This is a genomic window from Bradyrhizobium sp. USDA 4486, assembly GCF_054057995.1.
Map to the genome: position 1 here is coordinate 1517291 of NZ_JBSRZV010000001.1, position 26090 is coordinate 1543380.

Annotated in this window: 35 protein-coding genes and 1 pseudogene; 35 read left to right on the plus strand and 1 reads right to left on the minus strand. The window is 63.5% G+C overall.

Annotated features, from left to right (window positions below; genetic code table 11):
* The first annotated feature begins 160 nt into the window (after positions 1-160).
* Together ACVWY3_RS07355 and ACVWY3_RS07360 are read left to right on the plus strand one after the other, a co-directional pair.
* A complete protein-coding gene (locus ACVWY3_RS07355; protein WP_456837870.1) occupies positions 161-2221 on the plus strand; it encodes an FAD-dependent oxidoreductase in 2061 nt (686 codons plus the stop codon).
* Between the two features lie 134 nt (positions 2222-2355).
* Positions 2356-4380 (plus strand): ABC transporter ATP-binding protein, encoded by a 2025-nt coding sequence (locus tag ACVWY3_RS07360; RefSeq protein WP_456837871.1) that lies wholly within the window; start codon positions 2356-2358, stop codon positions 4378-4380.
* A 68-nt stretch (positions 4381-4448) separates the two neighbouring features.
* Here the strand turns inward: ACVWY3_RS07360 and ACVWY3_RS07365 are convergent.
* Positions 4449-4944 (minus strand): annotated as a pseudogene (locus ACVWY3_RS07365) (FAD-dependent oxidoreductase); the annotation flags it as partial.
* On the opposite strand from ACVWY3_RS07365, the gene ACVWY3_RS07370 reads away from it, so the two are divergent.
* The 33 genes from ACVWY3_RS07370 (at position 4880) to ACVWY3_RS07530 (ending at position 26051) form a co-directional block, all read left to right on the plus strand.
* Complete coding sequence (locus tag ACVWY3_RS07370) at positions 4880-5029, plus strand: hypothetical protein (protein WP_456843573.1); 150 nt, start codon at positions 4880-4882, stop codon at positions 5027-5029. The pseudogene ACVWY3_RS07365 and the gene ACVWY3_RS07370 overlap by 65 nt on opposite strands.
* Positions 5030-5644: 615 nt before the next feature.
* Positions 5645-6016 carry a 30S ribosomal protein S12 gene (gene rpsL, locus ACVWY3_RS07375; RefSeq protein ID WP_007603006.1) on the plus strand — a complete coding sequence of 124 codons (372 nt, stop codon included), beginning with the start codon at positions 5645-5647 and terminating at the stop codon, positions 6014-6016.
* A gap of 15 nt (positions 6017-6031) precedes the next feature.
* Positions 6032-6502 (plus strand): 30S ribosomal protein S7, encoded by a 471-nt coding sequence (gene rpsG, locus ACVWY3_RS07380; protein ID WP_018647239.1) that lies wholly within the window; start codon positions 6032-6034, stop codon positions 6500-6502.
* A gap of 33 nt (positions 6503-6535) precedes the next feature.
* Positions 6536-8608: an elongation factor G gene (gene fusA, locus ACVWY3_RS07385; RefSeq protein WP_456837872.1), complete on the plus strand. Its 2073-nt coding sequence runs from the start codon at positions 6536-6538 to the stop codon at positions 8606-8608.
* Between the two features lie 40 nt (positions 8609-8648).
* Positions 8649-9839, plus strand: a complete 1191-nt coding sequence (tuf, locus tag ACVWY3_RS07390) for an elongation factor Tu (protein WP_235545631.1) — start codon at positions 8649-8651, stop codon at positions 9837-9839.
* 81 nt (positions 9840-9920) lie between these two features.
* Positions 9921-10229, plus strand: a complete 309-nt coding sequence (gene rpsJ / locus ACVWY3_RS07395; RefSeq protein WP_002712302.1) for a 30S ribosomal protein S10 — start codon at positions 9921-9923, stop codon at positions 10227-10229.
* Between the two features lie 51 nt (positions 10230-10280).
* Positions 10281-10994, plus strand: a complete 714-nt coding sequence (gene rplC, locus ACVWY3_RS07400) for a 50S ribosomal protein L3 (RefSeq protein ID WP_008549275.1) — start codon at positions 10281-10283, stop codon at positions 10992-10994.
* Between the two features lies 1 nt (position 10995).
* On the plus strand, positions 10996-11616 hold the full coding sequence (gene rplD, locus ACVWY3_RS07405) for a 50S ribosomal protein L4 (protein WP_456837873.1): 621 nt from the start codon (positions 10996-10998) through the stop codon (positions 11614-11616).
* Entirely contained in the window at positions 11613-11915 is a 303-nt protein-coding gene (locus tag ACVWY3_RS07410) for a 50S ribosomal protein L23 (protein ID WP_456837874.1), read from the plus strand. The genes rplD and ACVWY3_RS07410 overlap by 4 nt, the downstream gene beginning before the upstream one ends.
* A 12-nt stretch (positions 11916-11927) precedes the next feature.
* A complete protein-coding gene (gene rplB, locus ACVWY3_RS07415; RefSeq protein ID WP_060736369.1) occupies positions 11928-12761 on the plus strand; it encodes a 50S ribosomal protein L2 in 834 nt (277 codons plus the stop codon).
* 12 nt (positions 12762-12773) lie between these two features.
* Entirely contained in the window at positions 12774-13052 is a 279-nt protein-coding gene (gene rpsS, locus ACVWY3_RS07420; RefSeq protein ID WP_008136357.1) for a 30S ribosomal protein S19, read from the plus strand.
* Between the two features lie 10 nt (positions 13053-13062).
* Entirely contained in the window at positions 13063-13449 is a 387-nt protein-coding gene (gene rplV, locus ACVWY3_RS07425; protein ID WP_008549264.1) for a 50S ribosomal protein L22, read from the plus strand.
* Between the two features lie 17 nt (positions 13450-13466).
* Positions 13467-14192, plus strand: coding sequence for a 30S ribosomal protein S3 (gene rpsC / locus ACVWY3_RS07430; RefSeq protein WP_027564403.1), 726 nt, complete (start codon positions 13467-13469; stop codon positions 14190-14192).
* A 30-nt stretch (positions 14193-14222) separates the two neighbouring features.
* Entirely contained in the window at positions 14223-14636 is a 414-nt protein-coding gene (gene rplP, locus ACVWY3_RS07435; RefSeq protein WP_008136349.1) for a 50S ribosomal protein L16, read from the plus strand.
* A 5-nt stretch (positions 14637-14641) separates the two neighbouring features.
* The gene (gene rpmC / locus ACVWY3_RS07440; protein WP_011088144.1) at positions 14642-14848 is read left to right on the plus strand and encodes a 50S ribosomal protein L29; all 207 of its coding nucleotides are present in this window, start codon (positions 14642-14644) and stop codon (positions 14846-14848) included.
* Positions 14849-14861: 13 nt separating this feature from the next.
* Positions 14862-15110 (plus strand): 30S ribosomal protein S17, encoded by a 249-nt coding sequence (gene rpsQ / locus ACVWY3_RS07445; RefSeq protein WP_007603028.1) that lies wholly within the window; start codon positions 14862-14864, stop codon positions 15108-15110.
* An 83-nt stretch (positions 15111-15193) separates the two neighbouring features.
* Positions 15194-15562: a 50S ribosomal protein L14 gene (gene rplN, locus ACVWY3_RS07450; RefSeq protein ID WP_007603030.1), complete on the plus strand. Its 369-nt coding sequence runs from the start codon at positions 15194-15196 to the stop codon at positions 15560-15562.
* Positions 15562-15876, plus strand: a complete 315-nt coding sequence (gene rplX / locus ACVWY3_RS07455; RefSeq protein ID WP_024342453.1) for a 50S ribosomal protein L24 — start codon at positions 15562-15564, stop codon at positions 15874-15876. The genes rplN and rplX overlap by 1 nt, the downstream gene beginning before the upstream one ends.
* A complete protein-coding gene (rplE, locus tag ACVWY3_RS07460) occupies positions 15869-16426 on the plus strand; it encodes a 50S ribosomal protein L5 (protein ID WP_370985639.1) in 558 nt (185 codons plus the stop codon). The genes rplX and rplE overlap by 8 nt, the downstream gene beginning before the upstream one ends.
* A gap of 46 nt (positions 16427-16472) precedes the next feature.
* Positions 16473-16778 carry a 30S ribosomal protein S14 gene (rpsN, locus tag ACVWY3_RS07465; protein WP_018322268.1) on the plus strand — a complete coding sequence of 102 codons (306 nt, stop codon included), beginning with the start codon at positions 16473-16475 and terminating at the stop codon, positions 16776-16778.
* 14 nt (positions 16779-16792) lie between these two features.
* Complete coding sequence (rpsH, locus tag ACVWY3_RS07470) at positions 16793-17191, plus strand: 30S ribosomal protein S8 (protein WP_018647252.1); 399 nt, start codon at positions 16793-16795, stop codon at positions 17189-17191.
* A gap of 16 nt (positions 17192-17207) precedes the next feature.
* The gene (rplF, locus tag ACVWY3_RS07475) at positions 17208-17741 is read left to right on the plus strand and encodes a 50S ribosomal protein L6 (protein ID WP_456837875.1); all 534 of its coding nucleotides are present in this window, start codon (positions 17208-17210) and stop codon (positions 17739-17741) included.
* An 11-nt stretch (positions 17742-17752) separates the two neighbouring features.
* Entirely contained in the window at positions 17753-18115 is a 363-nt protein-coding gene (gene rplR, locus ACVWY3_RS07480) for a 50S ribosomal protein L18 (protein ID WP_080137236.1), read from the plus strand.
* Between the two features lie 47 nt (positions 18116-18162).
* Positions 18163-18759, plus strand: a complete 597-nt coding sequence (gene rpsE, locus ACVWY3_RS07485) for a 30S ribosomal protein S5 (protein WP_456837876.1) — start codon at positions 18163-18165, stop codon at positions 18757-18759.
* A gap of 24 nt (positions 18760-18783) precedes the next feature.
* Positions 18784-18990: a 50S ribosomal protein L30 gene (gene rpmD / locus ACVWY3_RS07490; protein ID WP_456837877.1), complete on the plus strand. Its 207-nt coding sequence runs from the start codon at positions 18784-18786 to the stop codon at positions 18988-18990.
* Positions 18991-19064: 74 nt separating this feature from the next.
* Positions 19065-19550: a 50S ribosomal protein L15 gene (rplO, locus tag ACVWY3_RS07495; protein WP_018322273.1), complete on the plus strand. Its 486-nt coding sequence runs from the start codon at positions 19065-19067 to the stop codon at positions 19548-19550.
* A gap of 248 nt (positions 19551-19798) precedes the next feature.
* Positions 19799-21130 carry a preprotein translocase subunit SecY gene (gene secY, locus ACVWY3_RS07500; protein ID WP_027564397.1) on the plus strand — a complete coding sequence of 444 codons (1332 nt, stop codon included), beginning with the start codon at positions 19799-19801 and terminating at the stop codon, positions 21128-21130.
* 277 nt (positions 21131-21407) lie between these two features.
* On the plus strand, positions 21408-22250 hold the full coding sequence (locus ACVWY3_RS07505; RefSeq protein ID WP_456837878.1) for an adenylate kinase: 843 nt from the start codon (positions 21408-21410) through the stop codon (positions 22248-22250).
* Between the two features lie 187 nt (positions 22251-22437).
* The gene (gene rpsM, locus ACVWY3_RS07510; RefSeq protein WP_456837879.1) at positions 22438-22806 is read left to right on the plus strand and encodes a 30S ribosomal protein S13; all 369 of its coding nucleotides are present in this window, start codon (positions 22438-22440) and stop codon (positions 22804-22806) included.
* A gap of 121 nt (positions 22807-22927) precedes the next feature.
* Complete coding sequence (rpsK, locus tag ACVWY3_RS07515) at positions 22928-23317, plus strand: 30S ribosomal protein S11 (protein WP_007603045.1); 390 nt, start codon at positions 22928-22930, stop codon at positions 23315-23317.
* A 110-nt stretch (positions 23318-23427) separates the two neighbouring features.
* Entirely contained in the window at positions 23428-24459 is a 1032-nt protein-coding gene (locus ACVWY3_RS07520; RefSeq protein ID WP_035729592.1) for a DNA-directed RNA polymerase subunit alpha, read from the plus strand.
* Positions 24460-24709: 250 nt separating this feature from the next.
* Entirely contained in the window at positions 24710-25126 is a 417-nt protein-coding gene (rplQ, locus tag ACVWY3_RS07525; protein WP_456837880.1) for a 50S ribosomal protein L17, read from the plus strand.
* A 136-nt stretch (positions 25127-25262) separates the two neighbouring features.
* Positions 25263-26051, plus strand: coding sequence for an SDR family NAD(P)-dependent oxidoreductase (locus tag ACVWY3_RS07530; protein ID WP_456837881.1), 789 nt, complete (start codon positions 25263-25265; stop codon positions 26049-26051).
* The last annotated feature ends 39 nt before the right edge of the window (positions 26052-26090 follow it).

Sequence of the window (26090 nt, forward strand, 5' to 3'; positions counted from 1 at the left end):
AAGGCCGGCGCGAGCCGGCCTTTTTGCTGCTTTGATTGCCTGTTGCGGTGCGAGATCAACCTTTGTTCATCTTTCCTTCAGGCGCAAAAGCGCTTCTGCTAGTGCAGCTTAGACCGGTGGATCCCGTGACGGGGGCAGGGCCGGAGACCACGGAACTGACATGCTTGATCTCGCAATCGTAGGCGGCGGCCCCGGCGGGCTGATGAGCGCCTGGTATCTGAAGCGTAAGCTTGGCGACCTCTGCCGCGTCACCATCTTCGAGGCGTCCGATCGGCTCGGCGGCAAGATCGTCACGCGCAAATTCGATTCGGCGCCGGCGATGTACGAGGCCGGCGTTGCCGAGATCTACGACTACTCGATGACGGGCCCGGACCCGCTGCGCGAGCTGATTCAGCATTTCGGACTTCAGACCATTCCGATGGACGCCGAGCAGGTGCAATTCGGCGGCGAGCTGCTCGACGACGTCGCGGGCATGCGCCGCAGATACGGCGCCAAGACCGCGGCGGCGATCGAGACGTTCCGCAAGCGCTGCACCGAGGTGATGTCGCCGATCGAATATTACGAGGGCGTCGGCGCGCACGACAACGAGAACCCCTGGGCCTACAAGACCGCCGAGCAGGTGCTCGACGAGGAGGTCGAGGACGAGACCGCGAAGCGTTTCTTCAAGGTGATGGCGCGCTCGGATATCGCCACCGAGAGCCACAACACCAACGGCCTCAACGCGCTCAAGAACTACCTGATGGATGTGGACGGCTATATCGGCCTCTACTCCATCCAGAACGGCAACGAGCAGCTGATCGAGTGCCTGCAGTCGGAGGTCAATGCCGACATTCAGCTCAATCACCGCGTGCTCACCGTCGGCAAGGCGCCGACCGGCCGCTACCAGCTCAAGATGATGAACGGCAAGGGGCCGGAGACGCGCGACTTCGATCTCGTGCTGATGTGCCTGCCGCATTCCTGGCTCGCCACGATGGGGTGGGAAGGCGAGCAGCTGCGCAAGTCGATGGTCAAGCACATCTCCTATTTCGACCGTCCGGCGCACTATTTGCGCGTCTCGATCCTGTTCGACACCCCGTTTTGGGGCGAGAAGATTCCGGGTGCCTGGTTCATGTCGGAGGCCTTCGGCGGCTGCTGCGTCTACAACGAGGGCGCGCGTCACGACGTCGGCAAGCACGGCGTGTTGAACTGGCTCATTCCCGGCTCCGACGCGCTGGCCTTCGCCAACCTCTCGGACCAGGAGCTGATCGACGCCGCGCTGAAATCGCTGCCGGCCTCGCTCGGCGATGCCCGCGCCCATTTCATGGAAGGCAAGATCCATCGCTGGCTGTCATCGGTGAACGCGCTGCCGGGCGGCCTGCCCGTGCGCGACATCATGACCAATCATCGGCCGGAGCCGAAGGAACATCCGGGCATCGTGGTGGTCGGCGACTACCTGTTCGACTCCACGCTGAACGGCCTGCTCGACTCCTCGGATGCGGCGACCGACATCATCCTGACCGAGATGATGCGCCTGCGCCGCGAGCGCGCGCAGGACGGCCGGCCGGTCTCGGACAAGATCGACCGCGATTATTTCGAGAATTATCGCGGCCTCGGTCCCTATCACGAGGCGTGGAAGCACTTCACCGATCCCGATTATCTGACAAAGCTGATCGGCATCGTCTGGGGCAATGCGAAAGGCGCCAAACTGCTGGTCGCGGGCTCGGCGAGCGGCGAGCTGGTCGGCGCGCTGCGCGATCGCGGCATCGATGCCTGGGGCATCGAGAACAACCGCGCCATCCACGCCAAGACGCCGAAGGCGCTCAAGAAGTACAACAAGCTCGGCTCGATCACCGACATGCCGTTCAAGGGCGGCAGCTTCGACTTCGTGTTTGAGACCAGCCTCTGCCACGTTTCCCCGAAGCAGGTGGTCCGCGCGATCCGCGAGTTCAACCGCGTGGTCAAGACCGGCCTCGTGTTCGGCTCTGTTACCTCGGACATGGCCTCGGCAGTGATCGACCGCTACGATCTCCTGCGCGGGGTCAAGAAGCTCGGCACCTGGTGGGAATGGTCCGAGCTGTTCTTCGGCAACGGCTTCGAGCTGTCGATGCACCGCAAGGACTGCACCGACGCGCTGTGGGAGGCGACGCTTGCCGCGGGCAAGGGCCCGGGTCAATGGTACGCCGACGCCGACAGCTTGCGTTATTCGTTCTTCGACAAGGTCGAGGACGAGGACGACGACTAGCGTTCAAGGATCGGGTGAATTCGCCAATTGTTTTGCCGAATTCATTTTGATCGCATAGAATCGGTGCGATAGCGGCTCTCCGCTATCTCCTGCTTTCTCTGCGGTCATGCCGGCCGTCAGCATCGGTTGGTATCATGGCGTCCAAGCCTCTCTCGCCCGACAAACAGAAGCTCACCGCCGAAGATGCGACCGAGCTCGACGACAAGCTCGCCATCGCCGCCAAGCCGGACCTCGAGGACGACGAAGACGAGGAGGATGACGAGCTGGAGCTCGATGACGACGATGAGGACGAGGACCTCGTCGTCTTTACCGCGCGCGAGGCCGCCGGCGCGCTCGCCACCATCCTGGGCTTCGTCAAGCCCTTCCTCACCAACTACAAGCGGATGCTGTCGTTCGTGGCGTTCGGCGTCGTTGTCGAGACGCTGTTCAACGTCATCATGCCGCTCAGCCTGAAGTACCTGATCGACGACGCGCTCGGTGAGGAGGATTTCCAGGCGCTGTACAAGATCCTCGGCGTGCTCGCGGTCGCCGGCATCCTCACCTCCATCATCGCGGTCTGGTACGAGCGCTGGGACGCGCGGCTGGCCGCCTGCATCATCTCCGACGTCCGCAAGCGCCTGTTCGAGCACGTCCAGGAGCTGCCGGCGGCTTATTTCGGCCGCACCAAACGCGGCGAGATCCTGTCGCGCTTTTCCGTCGACCTCTCGGCGTTCGAAGGCTCGGTGAAGACCTTCGCCAACAGTGCGGCGCTGCCGTTCCTGGAACTGGTCGCCGGCATCATCCTGATGTTGTTTTTGAACTGGCAGCTCGCCGTGGTCGCGCTGCTGGTGTTCCCGATCACCCTGATTGGCCCGCGCATCCTCACCCCGAAGGCGGTGCAGGCCAATTACGAGCAGAAGCTCAACGAGAGCGCGCTGCTCGGCATGGTGCAGGAGAACGTGGCGGCGCAGGCCGTGATCAAGGCGTTCAGCCTGCAGCGCAAGATGTTCGGCTTCTTCCGCTTCCGCAACGACGAGACCCGCAACAGGATCGCCTCCGCCGCGTTTCTGTCGACCATGGTGGAGCGGACGGTCACCATCTCCGTGCTTTTGCTGCACCTCGTGGTGCTCGCGATCGGCGCCTATCTCGCGACCAAGGGCCAGATTACCATCGGCACCTTCGTGACCTTCGAGAGCGCGTTCTGGGAGGTCTCCTACAACATCGCCCATGTGATGCACTTCATCCCGGTGTCGATCTCCTCGGCCGCCGCGGTCCGCCACATCCAGGAGCTGCTTGACGAGCCGACTCGCGGCGCCGATCGTCCCGGCGCGCCCGACCTGCCGCGCATCACCAACGACATCACCTTCGATCACGTCACTTTCCAGTACGAAGGCAGCCAGACGCCGGTGCTGGACAATCTCAGCCTCAAGCTCAAGGTCGGCAGGAGCATCGCCATCGTCGGTCCCTCGGGCTCCGGCAAGAGCACGCTGCTCAACCTGATCCTGCGGCTCTACGTGCCCGACGAGGGCCGCGTCACCATCGATGGCGTCGACGTCCGCAAGGTGACGCTGGATTCGCTGCGCCGGAGCATGGCGGTCGTGTTCCAGGAGAACATGCTGTTCAACATGTCGATCCGCGAGAACATCCGCCTCGGCAAGGAGGGCGCGACCGACGAGGAGGTGGAGGAGGCGGCGAAGAAGGCCGAGATCCACCGCTACATCATGAGCCTGCCGCAGCGCTACGACACGCAGGTCGGAGAGCGCGGCGACACGCTCTCGGGCGGCCAGCGCCAGCGCATCGCGATCGCGCGCGCGATCATCCGCAATCCCTCGGTGCTGCTGCTGGACGAGGCCACCTCGGCGCTGGACCAGACCACGGAAGCGGCGATCAACCGCACGCTGCTGAAGGTCGCCAAGGGCCGCACCATGATCTGGTCGACCCATCGCCTGACCTCGGTGGTCGAGATGGACGAGATCATCGTGATCTCAGGGGGCGGGGCGATCGAGCGCGGCTCGCATGCCGAGCTGCTTGCCAAGAACGGCACCTATCGCAAGTTGTGGAACGACCAGATGCACCAGCCGCACAGCGCTGCGGCTCAGGCCGATGACGACAGCGAGGATGACGACGAGGAAGACGACGACCTCGCGGATGATGAGGACGAGGGCGACGAGGAGGAGTGACCGAGGAAGTTCGGTTCCAGGGCGAAGGCGCCTCCGAGCGGCCGCAATAGCCCCTGCACCGACCAGGCCGAGATCGAATGGCGGGCGCTGACGACTTTCCGCGCAATGCCGAGCTGGTGGCGCAGGCCGACATTGAGACCGTTGGCGAGCACGACCAGACGGGCCGAGATCGTCTCGCCATTGGAGAGCGAAACCCTCTGCCGCTCCGGGCTGGTCTCGACCGTAGTCGCCTTGGCGCAGATGCGCTCGACGTTCCCAGGGATATCGCCGCGGACGGCGTTGACCAGGGAATCGTAGATGATGTTGAACTGTCGGCTTGGCGCCTTATCGGGCAGACGGCCGAAGCGCGCGATCCTGTTCTCGCCAGCAAAGGTGGCGCGGCGCAGGACCGATTCTCCAATTCCGGTCTTTAGGAATCGCTCGACCTGGACGTGACCGCTGATTCTCGACGCGAAAATCCGCCGGATAGCTCTGATGCGGATCGATCAGCGCGGTCGAAATGCCGGCCCGGCCGAGCACCGCGGCGGCGGTCGAGCCGGACAATCGCCCGCTGATGATGGAAATCTCGGTGTACCGCTTGGCGCAAATCTCTCCCGAAGACGGCAGACTGCCGCATCAACAGGAAGAAAAGCCTGAGCACGGGACATAAAAGTATATTTCATCCGGATGTAAATAGGTCGCTGGGGTAGCGGAGCAGGGGCCTCATGCCCATATCCGGACGGCGCGGTGAGTGCGGCAAACAGCGATTTCGACAGTCGTGAGAAGCGTTTTCTGACTGTCGTTTCACCTTGACTTGACCGATTCTCACTTATAGAAAGCGCCTCACTTAACGACAGGCGGTGAGCATCGCCAGCGTCGGAACGGGCCACCCGTTGATCCCCACGGACTAGCTCCCCAAGGGTCGTTTAAGGCGGGCACCAACCTCGACGAATGCCGCTCAAACGCTGTCGATCATAGCTAGGCAATGCCAGTGCGATTTTAGTTCTCTTGAGCTTGTTCTCTTGAGATCGAATTCGGATGCATGACCTCGGTGCGCGGGCCGCAGCTTGACGCTGATCGGCCTCAATATCGCGGTCCTCTGTGGCGTCGAAGCGCTTTCCGCTCGTTGATGGAGCGGTTGGCGCAATTTCGCTTTGCGCGAATTGTTCCGCAAAGGCGGCCTCGTCGGGTGGGTAGCTCGAGAAGAATTTGCGGTCCCGGCGACGGGCCGCGTCAAGACAGCGGGTCCGGAAGGGGTCGCGACAGAACAAAGGGTAAGGCCAGGATGCCGACGATCAACCAGCTGATCGCTCAACCGCGTGAAGTGCAGAAGTCGCGCAAGAAGGTGCCGGCGCTGCAGCAGTCGCCGCAGAAGCGTGGCGTTTGCACGCGCGTCTACACCACGACCCCGAAGAAGCCGAACTCGGCGCTTCGTAAGGTTGCCAAGGTGCGCCTGACCAACGGCTTCGAGGTGATCGGCTACATCCCCGGCGAGGGCCATAACCTCCAGGAGCACTCGGTGGTCATGATCCGCGGCGGCCGCGTCAAGGACTTGCCCGGCGTGCGCTATCACATCCTCCGCGGCGTTCTGGATACCCAGGGCGTCAAGAACCGTAAGCAGCGTCGTTCGAAGTACGGCGCCAAGCGTCCGAAGTAAGCGGGAACCAGCTCAATGTCTCGTCGCCACTCAGCGGAAAAGCGCGAAGTTCTCCCGGATCCGAAGTTCGGGAACATCATCGTCACGAAGTTCATGAACTCGGTGATGTATGCCGGCAAGAAGTCGGTTGCCGAAGGCATCGTTTATGGTGCGTTTGGCATCATCGAGAGCAAGACCAAGCAGAACCCGCTCGGCGTGTTCGAGCAGGCGCTCGAGAACGTCATGCCGACGATCGAGGTTCGCTCCCGCCGCGTCGGCGGCGCGACCTACCAGGTTCCGGTCGAGGTTCGTTCGACCCGCCGGCAGGCGCTTGGCATTCGCTGGCTGATCGCGGCTGCGCGCGAGCGCAACGAGAAGACGATGACCGAGCGGCTCTCGGCGGAGCTCTTGGACGCATCGAATAACCGGGGGAACGCCGTCAAGAAGCGTGAAGACGTGCACCGGATGGCGGAAGCCAACCGCGCCTTCTCGCACTATCGCTGGTAACGGCGAAACAAACGGACTCGCAAGGAACACCCTATGCCCCGCCAACATGCCATCGAGGACTACCGTAACTTCGGTATCATGGCGCATATCGACGCCGGCAAGACCACGACGACCGAGCGCATCCTGTACTACACCGGCAAGAGCCACAAGATCGGCGAAGTGCACGAAGGTGCCGCGACGATGGACTGGATGGAGCAGGAGCAGGAGCGTGGCATCACGATCACCTCGGCTGCGACCACCGCGTTCTGGAACGGCAAGCGCCTGAACATCATCGACACGCCCGGCCACGTCGACTTCACCATCGAGGTCGAGCGCTCGCTGCGCGTGCTCGACGGCGCCGTCTGCGTGCTCGACTCCAACCAGGGTGTCGAGCCCCAGACCGAGACCGTCTGGCGCCAGGGCGACAAGTACAAGGTTCCGCGCATCGTCTTCGCCAACAAGATGGACAAAATCGGTGCCGACTTCTTCAAGTGCCTGTCGGACATCGTCGACCGTCTGGGCGCCAAGCCCGTCGCGATCCAGCTCCCGATCGGCGCCGAGAACAATTTCAAGGGTCTCGTCGACCTCGTGAAGATGAAGGGCGTCATCTGGAACGATGAATCGCTCGGCGCGAAGTTCGATTATGTCGACATTCCGGAAGACCTCGTTGACCAGGCCAAGGAATACCGCGAGAAGATGGTGGAAGCCGCCGTCGAGCTCGATGACGACGCCATGGCCGCCTATCTCGACGGCAAGGAGCCGGACGAGGCGACGCTGAAGAAGCTGATCCGCAAGGCGGTGCTGACCGGCGCGTTCTATCCCGTGCTGTGCGGCTCGGCCTTCAAGAACAAGGGCGTGCAGCCGCTGCTCGACGCCGTCGTCGACTACCTGCCGTCGCCGCTCGACGTGCCCGCGATCAAGGGCACCGACGACAAGGGCAACGAAGTCGTTCGCAAGGCGGACGACAAGGAGCCCCTGGCGCTGCTCGCATTCAAGATCATGGACGACCCGTTCGTCGGCACCATCACCTTCTGCCGCATCTACTCCGGTATCCTGCAGAGCGGCACCGGCGTCGTGAACTCGACCCGCGAGAAGAAGGAGCGTATCGGGCGCATGCTCTTGATGCATGCGAACAACCGCGAGGACATCAAGGAAGCCTATGCCGGCGACATCGTCGCGCTGGCCGGCCTGAAGGAAGCGCGCACCGGTGACACGCTGTGCGATCCCGATAAGCCGGTGATCCTCGAGAAGATGGAATTCCCCGAGCCGGTCATCGAGATCGCGATCGAGCCGAAGTCCAAGGCCGACCAGGAGAAGCTGGGCGTGGCGCTGGCCAAGCTCGCCGCGGAGGATCCGTCCTTCCGCGTGTCGACCGACCACGAATCCGGCCAGACCATCCTCAAGGGCATGGGCGAACTCCACCTCGACATCAAGGTCGACATCCTCAAGCGCACCTACAAGGTCGACGCCAATATCGGCGCGCCGCAGGTTGCGTTCCGTGAGCGCATCACCAAGCGGGTCGAGCACAGCTACACCCACAAGAAGCAGACCGGCGGTACCGGCCAGTTCGCGGCCGTGTCGTTCATCGTCGAGCCGAACGAACCCGGCAAGGGCTTCGAGTTCGAATCGAAGATCGTCGGCGGCGCGGTGCCGAAGGAATACATCCCCGGCGTCGAAAAGGGCCTGGAGAGCGTGCTCTCGTCCGGCGTGGTCGCGGGCTTCCCCGTGGTCGATGTCAAGGTGCAGCTCGTGGACGGCAAGTATCACGACGTCGACTCGTCGGCGCTCGCCTTCGAAATCGCCTCGCGCGCCTGCTTCCGCGAAGCGCTGCAGATGGGCAAGTCCGTGCTGCTCGAGCCGATCATGAAGGTCGAAGTGGTGACCCCGGAAGACTACACCGGCTCGGTCATCGGCGACCTGAATTCCCGGCGCGGTCAGATCCAGGGGCAGGACATGCGCGGCAACGCCAACGTCATCAACGCGATGGTGCCGCTCATGAACATGTTCGGTTACGTGAATAACCTGCGCTCGATGAGCCAGGGTCGCGCGACCTTCACCATGCAGTTCGACCACTACGCAGAAGCGCCGGCGAACGTGTCGGCAGAAGTCCAGAAGAAGTTTGCCTGATTGTCGTCGGTCTCAAGCTGACGATTGAACGGAGAGTCAAATGGCCAAAGCAAAGTTTGAACGTAACAAGCCGCACTGCAACATCGGCACCATCGGTCACGTCGACCATGGCAAGACGTCGCTGACCGCGGCGATCACCAAGATCCTCGCCGAGACCGGCGGCGCGACGTTCACCGCGTACGACCAGATCGACAAGGCGCCGGAAGAGAAGGCTCGCGGCATCACCATCTCGACCGCGCACGTCGAGTACGAGACCACGAACCGCCACTACGCCCACGTCGACTGCCCCGGCCACGCCGACTACGTGAAGAACATGATCACCGGCGCCGCCCAGATGGACGGTGCGATCCTGGTCGTGTCGGCCGCTGACGGCCCGATGCCGCAGACCCGCGAGCACATCCTGCTCGCCCGCCAGGTCGGCGTGCCCGCGCTCGTCGTGTTCCTCAACAAGTGCGACATGGTCGACGATCCGGAGCTGCTCGAGCTCGTCGAGCTGGAAGTCCGCGAGCTGCTCTCGAAGTACGAATTCCCCGGTGACAAGATCCCGATCATCAAGGGTTCGGCGCTCGCCGCTCTCGAAGATTCGGACAAGAAGCTCGGCCACGACGCCATCCTCGAGCTGATGCGCAACGTCGACGAGTACATCCCGCAGCCGGAGCGTCCGATCGACCAGCCGTTCCTGATGCCGGTTGAAGACGTGTTCTCGATCTCGGGCCGCGGCACCGTCGTGACCGGCCGTGTCGAGCGCGGCGTCGTCAAGGTCGGCGAGGAAATCGAGATCGTCGGTCTTCGCGCCACCCAGAAGACCACCGTCACCGGCGTCGAAATGTTCCGCAAGCTGCTCGATCAGGGCCAGGCCGGCGACAACATCGGCGCTCTGCTCCGCGGCACCAAGCGCGAGGACGTCGAGCGCGGCCAGGTTCTGGCCAAGCCGGGTTCGGTCAAGCCGCACACCAAGTTCAAGGCTGAGGCCTACATCCTCACCAAGGAAGAGGGCGGTCGCCACACCCCGTTCTTCACCAACTACCGTCCGCAGTTCTACTTCCGCACCACCGATGTGACCGGTGTCGTGCACCTGCCGGAAGGCACCGAGATGGTGATGCCGGGCGACAACATCGCGATGGAAGTGCACCTGATCGTGCCGATCGCGATGGAAGAGAAGCTCCGCTTCGCGATCCGCGAAGGTGGCCGCACCGTCGGCGCCGGCGTCGTCGCCTCGATCATCGAGTAATTACGAGAATAGGGACGGCGAGTAGCGAGTGGTGACATTCGCTATTCGCTATTCGCCACCCACTGAAGAGAGACCACGGCAATGAACGGCCAAAACATTCGTATCCGTCTCAAGGCGTTCGACCATCGTATCCTCGATACGTCGACCCGCGAGATCGTGAACACGGCGAAGCGCACCGGCGCGCAGGTCCGCGGACCCATTCCGCTGCCCACCCGCATCGAGAAGTTCACCGTCAACCGTTCGCCCCATGTCGACAAGAAGAGCCGCGAGCAGTTCGAGATGCGCACGCACAAGCGCCTGCTCGACATCGTCGATCCGACCCCGCAGACCGTCGATGCTTTGATGAAGCTCGACCTGGCCGCCGGTGTCGACGTCGAGATCAAGCTCTAAGATTTTGGATCCCGTTCGCGCAAGCGGACAAAGAGAACAGGAAGCAAGCCGATGCGCTCCGGAGTGATCGCACAAAAGGTCGGGATGACGCGGGTCTTCACGGAGGCCGGCGAACATATCCCCGTGACCGTGCTGAAGCTCGGCAATTGCCAGGTCGTAGGCCACCGCACTGAAGAGAAGAACGGTTACGTCGCGCTCCAGCTTGGTTCTGGCAGCCGCAAGACCGTTTACATGCCCAAGGCCGAGCGCGGCCAGTTCGCGGTCGCCAAGGTCGAGCCGAAGCGCCGGGTCGAGGAATTCCGCGTCACCGCGGATGCCATGATCCCGGTCGGCGCCGAGATCCAGGCCGATCACTTCGTCGTCGGCCAGTTCGTCGACGTCACCGGCACCTCGGTCGGTAAGGGCTTTGCCGGCGGTATGAAGCGCTGGAACTTCGGCGGCCTGCGCGCCACGCACGGTGTGTCGATCTCGCACCGCTCGATCGGTTCGACTGGTGGTCGTCAGGATCCGGGCAAGACCTGGAAGAACAAGAAGATGCCCGGCCACATGGGTGTCGATCGCATCACCACGCTCAACCTTCGCGTCGTCCAGACCGATGTTGAGCGCGGCCTGATCCTCGTCGAAGGCGCCGTTCCCGGCTCCAAGGGCGGCTGGATCCGCGTGCGCGACGCCGTCAAGAAGCCGCTGCCGAAGGAAGCTCCGAAGCCCGGCAAGTTCAAGGTCGCTGGCGACGCGGACGCCGCTCCGGCTGCGCAGGAGGCGTGAGATGGAACTGAAGGTCACCACCCTCGAAGGTAAGGAAGCGGGCTCCGTCCAGCTGTCCGACGCCATCTTCGGTCTTGAGCCGCGCGAGGACATCATCGCGCGCTGCGTGCAGTGGCAGCTCAACAAGCGCCAGGCCGGCACGCACAAGGCCAAGGGCCGCGCCGAGATCTGGCGCACCGGCAAGAAGATGTACAAGCAGAAGGGCACCGGCGGTGCTCGTCACGGCTCGGCCCGCGTGCCGCAGTTCCGCGGCGGTGGCCGTGCCTTCGGTCCGGTGGTGCGTTCGCACGCCACCGACCTGCCGAAGAAGGTCCGCGCGCTCGCGCTCAAGCATGCGCTTTCGGCCAAGGCCAAGGACGGCGATCTCGTCGTGATCGAGAAGGCCGCGCTGGAGGCTGCCAAGACCAAGGCGCTGCTCGGTCACTTCTCGGGTCTCGGGCTCACCAACGCGCTGATCATCGACGGCGCCGAGCTCAACGACGGCTTTGCCGCCGCGGCCCGCAACATCCCGAACATGGACGTGCTGCCGATCCAGGGCATCAACGTCTATGACATCCTGCGCCGTCAGAAGCTGGTTCTGACCAAGGCCGCCATCGATGCGCTGGAGGCGCGCTTCAAATGAGCAAGAACATCGAGCCTCGGCACTACGACGTGATCCTGTCGCCGGTCGTGACCGAAAAGGCGACGATCGCCTCGGAGCACAACAAGGTGCTGTTCAAGGTGGCCGCGAAGGCGACCAAGCCGCAGATCAAGGAAGCGGTCGAGAAGCTGTTCGACGTCAAGGTCAAGAGCGTCAACACGCTGGTCCGCAAGGGCAAGATCAAGGTCTTCCGCGGCAATCTCGGTTCGCAGTCGAACAGCAAGCGCGCGATCGTGACCCTCGAAGAGGGCCACCGGATCGACGTCACCACCGGTCTGTAAGGTCGTACGACGATGGCACTGAAGACATTCAATCCCACGACGCCGGGCCAGCGCCAGCTGGTGATGGTCGATCGTTCGGCCCTGTACAAGGGCAAGCCGCTGAAGGCGCTCACCGAGGGCAAGAAGTCCTCGGGCGGCCGCAACAACACCGGCCGCATCACCGTGCGTTTCCGTGGCGGCGGTCACAAGCAGACGCTGCGCACCGTCGACTTCAAGCGTGAGAAGGTCGACGTTCCCGCGACCGTCGAGCGGCTCGAGTACGATCCGAACCGCACCGGCTTCATCGCGCTGATCAAGTACCAGGACGGCGAGCAGGCCTACATCCTAGCGCCGCAGCGCCTGGCCGTGGGCGACACCATCATCGCCGGCAACTACGTCGACGTGAAGCCGGGCAACGTCATGCCGCTCGGCAACATGCCGGTCGGCACGATCATCCACAACATCGAGGTCAAGATCGGGAAGGGCGGTCAGCTCGCCCGTTCGGCGGGCACCTACGCCCAGCTCGTCGGCCGCGACCAGGATTACGTCATCATCCGCCTGAACTCGGGCGAGCAGCGCCTGGTGCACGGCCGTTGCCGCGGCACGATCGGCGCGGTGTCGAACCCGGACCACATGAACACCTCGATCGGCAAGGCCGGTCGCAAGCGTTGGATGGGCCGCAGGCCGCACAACCGCGGTGTCGCGATGAACCCGATCGACCATCCGCACGGCGGTGGTGAAGGTCGCACTTCGGGCGGTCGTCACCCGGTCACCCCGTGGGGCAAGCCGACCAAGGGCAAGAAGACCCGCACCAACAAGTCGACCAACAAATTCATTCTCCTAAGCCGCCACAAGCGGAAGAAGTAAGGAACGCCGGACATGGTTCGTTCAGTCTGGAAAGGCCCGTTCGTCGAGGGTTCTCTGCTCAAGAAGGCAGATGCCGCGCGCGCGTCCGGCCGTCACGACGTCATCAAAATCTGGAGCCGTCGCTCGACGATCCTGCCGCAGTTCGTCGGCCTGACCTTCGGCGTCTACAACGGTCAGAAGCACGTGCCGGTGGCGGTCAACGAGGAAATGGTCGGTCACAAGTTCGGCGAGTTCTCGCCGACCCGGACCTTCCATGGCCACTCCGGCGACAAGAAAGCCAAGAAGGCTTGAGGATTAAACGATGAGCAAACCTAAGCGCGAACGGAGCCTCGCCGACAACGAGGCCAAGGCGGTCGCCCGGATGCTGCGGGTGAGCCCGCAGAAGCTCAACCTGGTCGCCCAGCTCATTCGCGGCCGGAAGGCGTCTGCTGCGCTCGCCGACCTGCAGTTCTCGCGCAAGCGGATCGCGGTCGACGTGAAGAAGTGCCTGGAATCGGCGATCGCCAACGCCGAGAACAACCACGACCTCGACGTCGACGATCTCGTCGTGGCGCAGGCCTTCGTCGGCAACGGCCTGGTGATGAAGCGCTTCGCCGCCCGCGGCCGTGGCCGTTCGGGCCGTGTCTACAAACCGTTTTCGCAGCTGACGATCATCGTTCGTCAGGTCGAAGCTGAAGCCGCCGCTTAAGGGCGCAGGAGAACACGATGGGTCAAAAGATCAATCCGATCGGTCTGCGCCTCGGCATCAACCGGACCTGGGATTCCCGCTGGTTCGCCGGCAAGCAGGAATACGGCAAGCTGCTGCACGAGGACGTCAAGATCCGCGAGATCCTGCACAAGGAGCTCAAGCAGGCGGCCGTCGCCCGCATCGTGATCGAGCGTCCGCACAAGAAGTGCCGCGTCACCATCCACTCGGCCCGTCCGGGCGTGGTGATCGGCAAGAAGGGCGCCGATATCGACAAGCTGCGCAAGAAGGTCGCGGACATCACCTCGTCCGACGTCGTCATCAACATCGTCGAGATCCGCAAGCCGGAGCTCGATGCGACGCTGGTGGCGGAATCGATCGCGCAGCAGCTGGAGCGCCGCGTGGCGTTCCGCCGTGCCATGAAGCGCGCCGTGCAGTCGGCGATGCGTCTCGGCGCGGAAGGCATCCGCATCAACTGCTCGGGTCGCCTTGGCGGTGCGGAAATCGCGCGCATGGAGTGGTACCGCGAAGGCCGCGTGCCGCTGCACACGCTGCGCGCCGACATCGACTACGGCGTTGCGACCGCGTTCACGACCTTCGGCACCTGCGGCGTCAAGGTCTGGATCTTCAAGGGCGAGATCCTCGAGCACGATCCAATGGCCCAGGACAAGAGAATGGCCGAAGGCGAGACCGGCGGCAGCAGCGATCGCGGTGGCCGTCAGCGCCGCGAGACGGCAGCAGCCTAAAGCCAGACAGGAATTTGAGGGCTTAAAGCCATGATGCAACCTAAGAAAACGAAGTTCCGGAAGGCGCATAAGGGCCGCATCCACGGCGTCGCATCTTCGGGCGCGACGTTGGCGTTCGGCCAGTTCGGCCTGAAGGCGACCGAGCCTGAGCGCGTCACGGCGCGCCAGATCGAAGCCGCTCGCCGCGCGCTGACCCGCCACATGAAGCGCGCCGGCCGCGTCTGGATCCGTGTGTTCCCCGACGTTCCGGTGTCGAAGAAGCCGGCCGAAGTCCGCATGGGCTCCGGCAAGGGTTCGCCGGAATTGTGGGTGGCGCGCGTCAAGCCGGGCCGGGTGCTGTTCGAGATCGACGGCGTCAACACCCAGACGGCGCGTGAGGCGCTGACCCTGGCGGCCGCCAAGCTGCCGATCAAGACGCGCTTCGTCGAGCGCATTGCGGAGTAATGCCCATGGCCCAGATGAAGATCGAAGACATCCGCGCGATGAGCCCCGACCAGCAGGATGACGCCATCCTGAACCTGAAGAAGGAGCGCTTCAACCTGCGCTTCCAGCGCGCCACCGGGCAGCTCGAGAACACCTCGCGCCTGCGCGAGGCCCGCCGTGACATCGCCCGGATCAAGACCGTCGCCGCGCAGACGCGCGCGAAGAAGAAGTAAGAGGCTTACGAAGATGCCGAAACGTACTTTGCAGGGCGTGGTCGTCAGCGACAAGCAGGCCAAGACCATCGTGGTGCGCGTCGATCGCCGCTTCACGCACCCGATCTACAAGAAGACGATCCGCCGTTCGAAGAACTACCACGCGCACGACGAGAGCAACGAGTTCAAGCCGGGCGACATGGTGTGGATCGAGGAATCGAAGCCGATTTCGAAGCTGAAGCGCTGGGTCGTGATCCGGGGCGAGCACAAGAAAAGCGCCTGATCTGTTGGCTTTAGCCGACTGACTTCAGGGAAATGTTGAGCGCCGGCTGGGCTGGCGCAATAGAAAGAGGACGAGGTGCATCAATGATCCAGATGCAGACCAACCTCGACGTGGCCGACAATTCTGGCGCACGCCGTGTCATGTGTATCAAGGTGCTCGGAGGCTCCAAGCGCCGCTACGCCACGATCGGCGACATCATCGTCGTCTCGATCAAGGAAGCGATTCCGCGTGGCAAGGTCAAGAAGGGCGACGTGATGAAGGCCGTCGTGGTGCGCGTCCGCAAGGACATCCGCCGCGCCGACGGTTCGGTCATCCGCTTCGACCGCAACGCCGCCGTGCTGATCAACAACCAGTCCGAGCCGGTCGGCACCCGTATCTTCGGGCCCGTGCCGCGCGAACTGCGCGCCAAGAACCACATGAAGATCATCTCGCTCGCGCCGGAGGTGCTGTAATGGCTGCGAAGATCCGCAAGGGCGACAAGGTCGTCGTGCTGACCGGCCGCGACAAGGGCCGCACCGGCGAAGTGTTCGAGGTTCGTCCCGACGCCGGCACCGCGCTCGTGCGCGGCATCAACATGGTCAAGCGTCACCAGAAGCAGACGCAGGCCCAGGAGGGCGGCATCATCTCGAAAGAGGCGCCGATCCAACTGTCCAACATTGCGTATGTCGGCAAGGACGGAAAGCCGACCCGCATCGGATTCAAGATTCTGGCGGACGGCAAGAAGGTCCGCATCGCCAAGAGCTCGGGAGCTGAGATCGATGGCTGAGGCCGCTTACACCCCGCGCCTGCGCGCGGAATACGACGCGAAGATCCGCACCGCCCTGACCGAGAAGTTCGGTTATGAGAACGTGATGCAGGTTCCGCGCCTGGACAAGGTCGTGCTGAACATGGGCGTTGGCGATTCCGTCAACGACCGCAAGAAGGCCGAGACCGCCGCCGCCGAGCTGACCCAGATCGCCGGCCAGAAGGCGATCGTGACCTATTCGCGTATCGCGATCGCGACCTTCAAGCTGCGTGAGAACCAGCCAATCGGCTGCAAGGTCACGCTGCGCAAGGCCCGCATGTACGAGTTCATCGATCGCCTGGTGACGGTCGCGCTGCCGCGCGTCCGCGACTTCCGCGGCCTGAACCCGAAGAGCTTTGACGGCCGCGGCAACTACTCGCTCGGCATCAAGGAGCACATCATTTTCCCCGAGATCGACTTCGACAAGGTCGCGGAAGCCCGCGGTATGGACATCACCGTCTGCACCACGGCCAAGACCGACGAAGAGGCGAGGGCCTTGTTGACCGCTTTCAATTTCCCGTTCCGGCAGTGAGACGCTGACCTAAAGCCTCTCAAACGCGGATACCCAGGAGCCAAGCATGGCAAAGAAGAGTTCAGTCGAGAAGAACAACCGACGCAAGCGGATGGTGAAGAACGCCGCCGCCAAGCGCGAGCGGTTGAAGGCGATCATCGCCGACAAGAAACTGCCGATGGAAGAGCGTTTCGCGGCGACGTTGAAGCTGGCGGAAATGCCGCGCAACTCGTCGGCGACCCGCATTCGCCTGCGCTGCGAGCTGTCGGGCCGCCCGCGCTCGAACTATCGCAAGAACAAGCTGTCCCGTATCGCGCTGCGCGAACTTGGCTCCAAGGGCATGGTCCCGGGCCTCGTCAAGTCGAGCTGGTAAGGAGGGTCGTTTAGATGTCTACGCACGATCCAATCAGCGATCTGATCACCCGCATCCGCAACGCGCAGATGCGCTCCAAGACCAAAGTCTCGACGCCCGGCTCGAAGATGCGCGAGAACGTGCTCGAGGTGCTCAAGTCCGAGGGCTACATTCGCGGTTACGCCACGCTCGAGCACCCCTCGGGCCGCAGCGAGATCGAGATCGAGCTGAAATATTTCGACGGCGAGCCCGTCATCCGCGAGATTGAGCGCGTTTCCAAGCCCGGGCGTCGCGTCTACGCCTCGGTGAAGAACCTGCCGCGGGTCAACAACGGGCTCGGCATTTCGGTGTTGTCGACCCCGAAGGGGATCATGGCCGACCACAGCGCGCGCGACGCGAATGTGGGCGGTGAAGTCCTCTTCACGGTGTTCTGAGAAGGATTTTTGATCCATGTCACGAGTTGGCAAAAAGCCTGTGACGGTTCCGTCGGGTGTCACCGCGACCGTCGATGGGCAGACCGTCAAGATGAAGGGGCCGAAGGGCCAGCTTCAGTTCGTCGTCCATGACGACGTCGAGGTGAAGCTCGAGAACGGCCAGGTCAAGGTCAAGCCGCGCGGCGAGACCAACCGCGCCCGCGCCCTGTACGGCACCGCGCGCGCCCAGGTCGCGAACCTGGTCGAGGGCGTCACCAAGGGCTTCGAGAAGAAGCTCGAGATCACCGGCGTCGGTTACCGCGCCGCGATGCAGGGCAAGAACCTGCAGCTCGCGCTCGGTTACAGCCACGACGTGATCTATCCCATCCCGGAAGGGATCACGATCACGGTGCCGAAGCCGACCGAGATCACGGTGGCGGGCAGCGACGCCCAGCGCGTCGGCCAGGTCGCCGCCGAGATCCGCGCCTACCGCCCGCCGGAGCCCTACAAGGGCAAGGGCGTGAAGTATGTTGGCGAATTCATCTTCCGCAAGGAAGGCAAGAAGAAGTAACGGAGCCGGTCATGTCCAAAGCCAAGGTTACCAATGCCCGGCGCAAGCGGAGTGTGCGGCTGAAGCTGCGCCGCTCCGGTGGCGGCCGCCCGCGTCTGTCGGTGTTCCGCTCGTCCAAGCACATCTACGCCCAGGTCATCGACGACCTCAAGGGCGAGACGCTGGCCTCTGCCTCCTCGCTCGAGAAGTCGATGCGGGACGGCGGCAAGACCGGCGCCGACATCGATGCGGCGAAGGCGGTCGGCAAGCTGCTGGCCGAGCGCGCGGTCGAGAAGGGCGTCAAGGAAGTCGTGTTCGATCGCGGCGGCTACCTCTACCACGGGCGCGTCAAGGCTTTGGCCGACGCGGCGCGTGAGAGCGGCCTGAGCTTCTAACGGAATTCGAGGATTGAGGCGTAAGCCTCTGAAGGATTGGAAAAACAATGGCAGCTGAACGCGAACAACGTGGTGGACGCGATCAACGCGGCGGCGGACGTGAACGCAAGGAGCGCGAGGAGCGCGACAGCGAGTTCGTCGACAAGCTCGTCCACATCAACCGCGTGGCCAAGGTCGTCAAGGGCGGCAAGCGCTTCGGTTTCGCAGCGCTGGTCGTGATCGGCGACCAGAAGGGCCGCGCCGGCTTCGGTCACGGCAAGGCACGCGAAGTGCCCGAGGCGATCCGCAAGGCGACTGAATCCGCCAAGCGCAATCTGACCCGGGTCTCGCTGCGCGAAGGACGCACGCTCCATCACGACATCGCCGGCCGTCATGGCGCAGGCCGTGTCTACCTACGTGCCGCTCCGGCCGGTACTGGCATCATCGCCGGCGGTCCGATGCGCGCCGTGTTCGAGACGCTCGGCGTCCAGGACGTGGTGGCCAAGTCGATCGGCTCGTCGAACCCGTACAACATGGTTCGCGCGACGTTCGACGCCCTGAAGCAGCAGGATTCGCCGCGTTCGGTCGCAGCCCGCCGCAACATCAAGGTGTCCACTCTGCAGTCCCGCCGCGTCGGCGGCGATGCCGAGGCGGCTGCCGACTAACGGAAGCTTTCGGAGTAGACTCCCATGGCCAAGGACGCCGCTAAGTCCAGCAAGACGATCAAGCTCGAGCAGACCGGCAGCGCGATCCGCCGCCATCACTCGCAGCGGTCGACCCTGATCGGGCTCAAGCTCAACAAGATCGGCCGCACCAGCGAACTGCCGGATACCCCGGCCGTGCGCGGCATGATCAACAAGGTTCACCATCTCGTTCGTATCGTCGACGAGAAGTAAGCAGGGCGCATGATCCCGAAACCGGGTGCCCGGTTTTCGCTGACGATCACGCGCAAGACACAAGGAGAAGGGCGATGAAGCTCAGCGATATCGCCGACAACGCCGGCTCGCGCAAGAAGCGCATGCGCGTCGGCCGCGGCATCGGTTCGGGCAAGGGCAAGCAGTCCGGCCGCGGCGGCAAGGGCCAGACCGCGCGTTCGGGCGTGCGCATCAAGGGTTTCGAAGGCGGCCAGATGCCGATGCATCGCCGTCTGCCCAAGCGCGGCTTCAACAACATCTTCCGCGTCGAGTTCGCCGAGATCAATCTCGACCGGCTCCAGGAAGCGGTCGATGCCAAGAAGATCGACGCCGGAAGCGTCGTCAACGTCGAGGCCCTGGTGAAGGGCGGCGTGCTGCGCCGCGCCAAGGCCGGCCTGCGGCTGCTCGGCCGCGGCGAGCTCAAGTCCAAGCTCAACATCGAAGTGCATGGCGCCACCAAGACCGCGATCGCGGCGGTCGAGAAGGCCGGCGGCTCGGTGAAGATCCTCGCCCCTGCCAAGGAAGAAGGCGAGGCGGCGTAACAACTGCGTCATTGGCCCGCGCCTCGCGGGCCTTTACGCATGCGGGACGATGGACTTATCGAAGCCGAGCCCCAGATAATGTCCGGCGTCCGCTAAAGCATGATCCGGAAAAGTGTGAAGCGCTTTTCCGATAGGATCATGCTTAAAACGACAACCTGAAGCGCGATGATGGGGCATCCTGATCCATCGCGCTTTAGTAGCCCGGCCGCGGGCATGACGGCGCAACAGGCGGCGGGAGAAAGTCCAAGATGGTCTCTGCAGCGGAACAACTGGCAGCCAATCTCAATTTCGGCGCGTTCGCCAAGGCCGACGAACTGAAGAAGCGCATCTGGTTCACCCTGGGTGCGCTGCTCGTTTATCGGCTCGGAACCTACATCCCGCTGCCGGGCATCGATCCCAACATATGGGAGCAGGTGTTCAGGTCCCAGGCGGGCGGCATCCTCGGCATGTTCAACATGTTCGCCGGCGGCGGCATCCACCGCATGGCGATCTTCGCGCTGAACATCATGCCGTACATTTCGGCCTCGATCATCATCCAGCTCCTCACCACCGTCTCGCCGCAGCTCGAGGCGTTGAAGAAGGAGGGTGAGGCCGGCCGCAAGACGCTGAACCAGTACACCCGCTATCTGACGGTGATCCTGGCCGCGTTCCAGTCCTACGGCATCGCGGTGGGCCTCGAAGGCGCCGGCAATGTCGTCAGCGACCCCGGCATGTTCTTCCGCCTGTCGACCGCGATCACGCTGACCGGCGGCACCATGTTCCTGATGTGGCTGGGCGAGCAGATCACCTCGCGCGGCATCGGCAACGGCATCTCGCTGATCATTCTCTCCGGCATCGTCGCCGAGCTGCCGGCGGCGCTCGCCAACATGCTCGAGCTCGGCCGTCAGGGCGCGATGTCGACCGGCCTGATCCTGGTCGTCATCATCATGGCCGTCGCCGTGATCGCCTTCATCGTGTTCATGGAGCGCGCCCAGCGCCGGCTGCTGATCCAGTATCCGAAGCGCCAGGTCGGCAACAAGATGTTCGAGGGTCAGTCCTCACATCTGCCGCTGAAGCTGAACACCTCGGGCGTGATCCCGCCGATCTTCGCGTCCTCGCTGCTGCTGCTGCCGACCACGGTCGCGAACTTCAATGCCGGCAGCGGGCCGGAATGGTTCCAGTGGATCACCACCCAGCTCGGCCACGGCCGCCCGCTGTTCCTGGTGCTCTATCTCGCGCTGATCGTGTTCTTCGCCTTCTTCTATACCGCAATCGTGTTCAACCCGACCGAGACCGCGGACAATCTGAAGAAGCATGGCGGTTTCATCCCGGGCATCCGCCCGGGCGAGCGCACGGCGGAATATATCGACTACGTGCTGTCGCGCATCACCGTGCTGGGCGCGATCTATCTCGCGATCGTCTGCTTGATCCCGGAGATCCTGATCTCCTACGCCTCGGTGCCGTTCTATTTCGGCGGCACCTCGCTGCTGATCGTCGTCAGCGTGACCATGGATACGGTGGCGCAGGTGCAGGGTTATCTGCTGGCCCATCAGTACGAAGGCCTGATCCGCAAGTCGAAGCTGCGCGGCCGCCGCCGCTAAGCACAGAGTCCTCCGAAGACGGCGCTACGGCGCCGCCGATTCGGCGCGCGCGCAACGCGCAGCGCCCGCGGGAGCGACCGGCCGGACGTTCGGTCGCATCGGCAGAGCTGCTCTCACCGCCACACAATCACTGATTTCAAAGGCCTTCTTGGCGTCCGGGCATGCCCTCCCCTATGATATGGGTAGCGGTGCGGCGCCGATTATGGTTTGCACTGTTGCCGAACTTTCAAACACAGGTGCGCGACGTATCGCTCACCAATCCGGGGGGCGTACGCCGATGAGAATTATACTTCTGGGACCGCCGGGGTCGGGCAAGGGGACCCAGGCGCAGCGCTTGGTGCAGCGCTATGGCATCGTCCAGCTCTCGACCGGCGAGATGCTGCGCGCGGCCGTGGCGGCTGGAACGCCGGTCGGGCTGAAAGCCAAGGAGATCATGGCCAGCGGCGGCCTCGTCCCCGACGACGTCGTGGTCGGAATCATCTCCGATCGCATCGATCAGCCGGACGCCAAGGCCGGATTCATCCTGGACGGCTTCCCGCGCACCGTGCCGCAGGCCGAGGCGCTGGACGAGCTCTTGAGGCAGAAGCATCTCAAGCTCGACGCTGTGATCGAGCTCCGCGTCAACGAGAGCGCGCTGCTGAGTCGCGTCGAGACCCGCGTTGCCCAGATGCGCGAGCGCGGGGAGGAGGTCCGGGTCGACGACACCCCGGAGGTCCTGACCAAGCGCCTGGCCAGCTACCGCAGCCAGACCGAGCCGCTGATTCACTACTATTCCGAGCGGCGGAAGCTCTCGACCATCGACGGCATGATGGCCATCGACGAGGTCACCCGCGCCATCCACCGCCAGCTGCTGGCGCTCGGGGCGGTGGAACCCAAGACCCATGCCCGCAGCGCGGCCAAGGCAGGCCCGGCCAAGAAGGCCAAGGCACCCGAGAAGATGGCCCCAAAATCGGCGAAAGCGGCTAAAAAGGCGGCAAAATCAGCCAAGACCGCCAAAAAAGCGGCCAAAAAGGCTGTGAAGAGCGCGAAGAAGACAGCTAGGAAGACCGCCAAAAAGACGGTCAAAAAAGGTTCGATGAAGGGACCAAAAAAGGTCACGAAAAAGCGAGCCAAGCGCTAGCAGCGGTTGACGAAAGCCCCTGGAATCCCCTAATAAGCCTCGCATCCAAGTCGGATAGTTTCAGACGATGCCGGGCCCCAGGAAGACCGGGGGTGGGCGTCGTGTTCGCGTTTGTGAACACCTGCCCGAGAAAGCAAGCACTTAAAGCCCGGTCCCTGACGAGGGATCGGCAACAGGAGAGAAGGCCGTGGCCCGTATTGCCGGCGTGAACATTCCCACCAACAAGCGCGTGCTGATCGCGCTTCAGTACATCCATGGCATCGGCCCGAAGATCGCCGGTGACATCATCGAGAAGGTGAAGATCCCCGCGGATCGTCGCGTCAATCAACTCAGCGACGCCGAAGTGCTCCAGATCCGCGAAGTGATCGACCGCGACTATCTCGTCGAGGGCGATCTGCGTCGCGAAGTCGGCATCAACATCAAGCGCCTGATGGACCTCGGCTGCTATCGCGGCCTGCGTCATCGTCGCGGTCTGCCGGTGCGCGGTCAGCGGACCCACACCAATGCGCGTACGCGCAAGGGTCCGGCCAAGGCCATCGCCGGCAAGAAGAAGTAAGTTTTCGAATCCAATCGCGGCGTGTGGCGAAAGGGGGCACCCGTTCGCCACGCGCTTTTCGTTCCACAGGTGTAGCCGCTGGCATTACGGCGGCGTTTGAGATCTCCAGGAAAGGTCATCAATGGGCAAGGAAGCCACCCGCGTTCGCCGTCGTGAGCGCAAGAACATCGCCTCCGGCGTTGCGCACGTGAACTCGTCGTTCAACAACACGACCATCACCATCACCGACGCGCAGGGCAACACGATTGCCTGGTCCTCCGCCGGCACGATGGGCTTCAAGGGCTCGCGCAAGTCGACCCCCTATGCGGCGCAGGTGGCCGCCGAGGACGTGTCCAAGAAGGCGCAGGAGCACGGCATGCGCACGCTGGAAGTCGAAGTCGCTGGTCCCGGTTCGGGCCGCGAGTCGGCGCTCCGCGCGCTCCAGGCCGCGGGCTTCACCGTCACCTCGATCCGTGACGTGACCACCATCCCGCACAACGGTTGCCGTCCCCGCAAGCGTCGGCGCGTTTGATACCAAGTTGCGGGTACATCGGCCCGCAATGACTTTGTACCAAGCCGCGGGCGCGACCTGCGGCCTTTCCTCCAACGCCAGTGTCTGCAACGGCAGTTCGACTGGCCTGTATGGGTGAAACAGTGACGATCCAGAAAAATTGGCAAGAACTGATTCGGCCGAACAAGCTCCAGGTCACGCCCGGCAGTGACCCCACGCGTTTCGCGACCATCGTCGCCGAGCCGCTCGAGCGCGGCTTCGGCCAGACCCTCGGCAACGCGCTGCGCCGCATCCTGCTGTCCTCGCTCCAGGGCGCGGCGGTGCAGTCGGTGCACATCGATGGCGTGCTGCACGAATTCTCCTCGATCGCGGGCGTCCGTGAGGACGTCACCGACATCGTGCTGAACATCAAGGACATCTCGATCAAGATGCAGGGCGAAGGCCCCAAGCGCATGGTCGTGAAGAAGCAGGGCCCGGGCGTCGTCACCGCCGGCGACATCCAGACCGTCGGCGACGTCACCGTTCTGAACCCCGACCTGCAGATCTGCACCCTCGACGAGGGCGCCGAGATCCGCATGGAGTTCACGGTCTCGACCGGCAAGGGCTACGTGCCCGCCGAGCGCAATCGTCCCGAGGACGCGCCGATCGGCCTGATCCCGGTCGACAGCCTGTACTCGCCGGTCCGCAAGGTCTCCTACAAGGTCGAGAACACCCGCGAGGGCCAGATCCTCGACTACGACAAGCTGACCATGACGATCGAGACCAACGGCGCGATCTCGCCGGATGACTCGGTGGCTTACGCCGCCCGCATCCTGCAGGATCAGCTCAACGTGTTCGTCAACTTCGAAGAGCCGCGCAAGGAAGTCGCCCAGGAGATCATCCCGGACCTCGCCTTCAACCCGGCCTTCCTCAAGAAGGTGGACGAGCTCGAGCTGTCGGTGCGTTCGGCCAACTGCCTGAAGAACGACAACATCGTCTACATCGGCGACCTCGTGCAGAAGAGCGAGGCGGAAATGCTCCGCACTCCGAACTTCGGCCGCAAGTCGCTGAACGAGATCAAGGAAGTGCTGGCCCAGATGGGTCTGCACCTCGGCATGGAAGTGCCGGGCTGGCCGCCGGAGAACATCGACGAGCTCGCCAAGCGCTTCGAGGATCACTACTGAGAATTCGTCGTTCCGGGGCGATGCGTCAGCATCGAACCCGGAATCTCGCGATTCCGGATCGTCGCTTCGCGCCGTCCGGAATGACTGAGAGCATGATCCCGCAAAAGTGCGAGGCCGTTTTGCGATAAGGATCATGCTCAAACAAGAAGAGCGAAAAGCGCCTGGCGCTTTCGCGGGCGAACGCAGGCAGCCCACCTGAGCAACATGTCCGACGAACCGTCGCGGCAGTTTTAACGTAAGGACTACTCACATGCGTCACGGCAAGGTTCATCGGAAGCTCAACCGCACGGCCGAGCACCGCAAGGCGATGTTCGCCAACATGGCGGCCGCGCTGATCAAGCACGAGCAGATCGTCACCACGCTGCCCAAGGCCAAGGAGCTCCGCCCGATCGTCGAGAAGCTCGTCACCCTCGGCAAGAAGGGCGGTCTGTCGCTGCGTCGCCAGGCCATCTCCGAGCTGCGCGACGTCGACATGGTCAAGAAGCTCTTCGATACGCTCGCGACCCGCTACAAGGACCGCCAGGGCGGCTACACCCGCATCATCAAGGCCGGCTTCCGCTACGGCGACAACGCCGCGATGGCCGTGATCGAGTTCGTCGATCGCGACGTCGATGCCAAGGGCCAGGACTCCAGTCCGGTGCAGGAGAAGGAAGCCGAGGCGGCGTAAGTCGACCCGCAGAAAGATTCCGGAAAGCGGCGCCCTTAGGCGCCGCTTTTTTTATGGTGCTCACGCGTCGGTGAGGGCTGATTGCGCCGATCCGTGCTGTGCACGATATCTCCATCAGCCTCAATGGAGACGACGCATGAAGATCGATCTGTCCGGAAAGACCGCCCTCGTGACCGGCTCGACCGCCGGCATCGGCCACGCCATTGCCAAGGGCCTGGCCGCGTCTGGCGCCAGCGTCGTCATCAACGGCCGCGGCCAGGCCAAGGTCGATGCCGCCGTGCGCAAGCTGGAAGGGACGGGTGCCAAGGTGCGCGGCATCGCCGCCGACGTCTCGACTGCTGCTGGCTGCAAGGCCCTCGTCGCGGCGCTTCCCGAGGTCGACATCCTCATCAACAATGCCGGCATCTTCGAGCCGAAGGACTTTTTCGAGATCCCGGACGAGGACTGGAACCGCTTCTTCGAGGTCAACGTCATGAGCGGCGTGCGGCTGTCGCGCGCTTACATGAAGGGCATGCTCAAACGCAATTGGGGCCGTATCGTCTTCATCTCTTCGGAGTCCGGGCTCAACATTCCCGTCGAGATGATCCACTACGGCATGACCAAGACGGCCCAGCTCTCGGTCGCGCGCGGCCTTGCGCAGCTCACCCGCGGCACCGGCGTCACCGTCAATTCCGTGCTGCCAGGCCCCACCTTGTCGGAAGGCGTCGAGACCTTCGTGAAGGATCTCGCGAAACAGAACGGTCAATCGGTTGACGAAGCCGCCGCCAACTTCGTCAAGCAGCATCGCCCGAGCTCCCTGATCCAGCGCTTTGCCAGCGTCGACGAGATCGCCAACATGGTGGTCTACGTCGCCTCGAAGGAGGCATCCGCGACCAATGGCGCCGCGCTACGCGCGGAGGGCGGCATCGTCAACACCATCGCGTAGAGCATGATCCGGAAAAGTGTGATGCGGTTTTCCGACAAG

Bases quoted from the DNA above. Each gene is read 5' to 3' on its own strand.
- rplX (WP_024342453.1), top strand. From the start codon at position 15,562: ATGGCTGCGAAGATCCGCAAGGGCGACAAGGTCGTCGTGCTGACCGGC.
- rplV (WP_008549264.1), top strand. From the start codon at position 13,063: ATGAGCAAACCTAAGCGCGAACGGAGCCTCGCCGACAACGAGGCCAAG.
- rpmC (WP_011088144.1), top strand. From the start codon at position 14,642: ATGGCCCAGATGAAGATCGAAGACATCCGCGCGATGAGCCCCGACCAG.
- rpsG (WP_018647239.1), top strand. From the start codon at position 6,032: ATGTCTCGTCGCCACTCAGCGGAAAAGCGCGAAGTTCTCCCGGATCCG.
- ACVWY3_RS07520 (WP_035729592.1), top strand. From the start codon at position 23,428: ATGGGTGAAACAGTGACGATCCAGAAAAATTGGCAAGAACTGATTCGG.
- tuf (WP_235545631.1), top strand. From the start codon at position 8,649: ATGGCCAAAGCAAAGTTTGAACGTAACAAGCCGCACTGCAACATCGGC.
- rplC (WP_008549275.1), top strand. From the start codon at position 10,281: ATGCGCTCCGGAGTGATCGCACAAAAGGTCGGGATGACGCGGGTCTTC.
- ACVWY3_RS07530 (WP_456837881.1), top strand. From the start codon at position 25,263: ATGAAGATCGATCTGTCCGGAAAGACCGCCCTCGTGACCGGCTCGACC.
- ACVWY3_RS07360 (WP_456837871.1), top strand. From the start codon at position 2,356: ATGGCGTCCAAGCCTCTCTCGCCCGACAAACAGAAGCTCACCGCCGAA.
- rplQ (WP_456837880.1), top strand. From the start codon at position 24,710: ATGCGTCACGGCAAGGTTCATCGGAAGCTCAACCGCACGGCCGAGCAC.
- ACVWY3_RS07505 (WP_456837878.1), top strand. From the start codon at position 21,408: ATGAGAATTATACTTCTGGGACCGCCGGGGTCGGGCAAGGGGACCCAG.
- rplB (WP_060736369.1), top strand. From the start codon at position 11,928: ATGGCACTGAAGACATTCAATCCCACGACGCCGGGCCAGCGCCAGCTG.
- rpsH (WP_018647252.1), top strand. From the start codon at position 16,793: ATGTCTACGCACGATCCAATCAGCGATCTGATCACCCGCATCCGCAAC.
- rpsL (WP_007603006.1), top strand. From the start codon at position 5,645: ATGCCGACGATCAACCAGCTGATCGCTCAACCGCGTGAAGTGCAGAAG.
- rplF (WP_456837875.1), top strand. From the start codon at position 17,208: ATGTCACGAGTTGGCAAAAAGCCTGTGACGGTTCCGTCGGGTGTCACC.
- ACVWY3_RS07355 (WP_456837870.1), top strand. From the start codon at position 161: ATGCTTGATCTCGCAATCGTAGGCGGCGGCCCCGGCGGGCTGATGAGC.
- rplO (WP_018322273.1), top strand. From the start codon at position 19,065: ATGAAGCTCAGCGATATCGCCGACAACGCCGGCTCGCGCAAGAAGCGC.
- rpsJ (WP_002712302.1), top strand. From the start codon at position 9,921: ATGAACGGCCAAAACATTCGTATCCGTCTCAAGGCGTTCGACCATCGT.
- rpsQ (WP_007603028.1), top strand. From the start codon at position 14,862: ATGCCGAAACGTACTTTGCAGGGCGTGGTCGTCAGCGACAAGCAGGCC.
- rplP (WP_008136349.1), top strand. From the start codon at position 14,223: ATGATGCAACCTAAGAAAACGAAGTTCCGGAAGGCGCATAAGGGCCGC.
- rplN (WP_007603030.1), top strand. From the start codon at position 15,194: ATGATCCAGATGCAGACCAACCTCGACGTGGCCGACAATTCTGGCGCA.
- rpsS (WP_008136357.1), top strand. From the start codon at position 12,774: ATGGTTCGTTCAGTCTGGAAAGGCCCGTTCGTCGAGGGTTCTCTGCTC.
- ACVWY3_RS07370 (WP_456843573.1), top strand. From the start codon at position 4,880: ATGCCGGCCCGGCCGAGCACCGCGGCGGCGGTCGAGCCGGACAATCGC.
- fusA (WP_456837872.1), top strand. From the start codon at position 6,536: ATGCCCCGCCAACATGCCATCGAGGACTACCGTAACTTCGGTATCATG.
- secY (WP_027564397.1), top strand. From the start codon at position 19,799: ATGGTCTCTGCAGCGGAACAACTGGCAGCCAATCTCAATTTCGGCGCG.
- rplE (WP_370985639.1), top strand. From the start codon at position 15,869: ATGGCTGAGGCCGCTTACACCCCGCGCCTGCGCGCGGAATACGACGCG.
- rpsE (WP_456837876.1), top strand. From the start codon at position 18,163: ATGGCAGCTGAACGCGAACAACGTGGTGGACGCGATCAACGCGGCGGC.
- rpsC (WP_027564403.1), top strand. From the start codon at position 13,467: ATGGGTCAAAAGATCAATCCGATCGGTCTGCGCCTCGGCATCAACCGG.
- rpmD (WP_456837877.1), top strand. From the start codon at position 18,784: ATGGCCAAGGACGCCGCTAAGTCCAGCAAGACGATCAAGCTCGAGCAG.
- rplD (WP_456837873.1), top strand. From the start codon at position 10,996: ATGGAACTGAAGGTCACCACCCTCGAAGGTAAGGAAGCGGGCTCCGTC.
- rpsK (WP_007603045.1), top strand. From the start codon at position 22,928: ATGGGCAAGGAAGCCACCCGCGTTCGCCGTCGTGAGCGCAAGAACATC.
- ACVWY3_RS07410 (WP_456837874.1), top strand. From the start codon at position 11,613: ATGAGCAAGAACATCGAGCCTCGGCACTACGACGTGATCCTGTCGCCG.
- rpsN (WP_018322268.1), top strand. From the start codon at position 16,473: ATGGCAAAGAAGAGTTCAGTCGAGAAGAACAACCGACGCAAGCGGATG.
- rplR (WP_080137236.1), top strand. From the start codon at position 17,753: ATGTCCAAAGCCAAGGTTACCAATGCCCGGCGCAAGCGGAGTGTGCGG.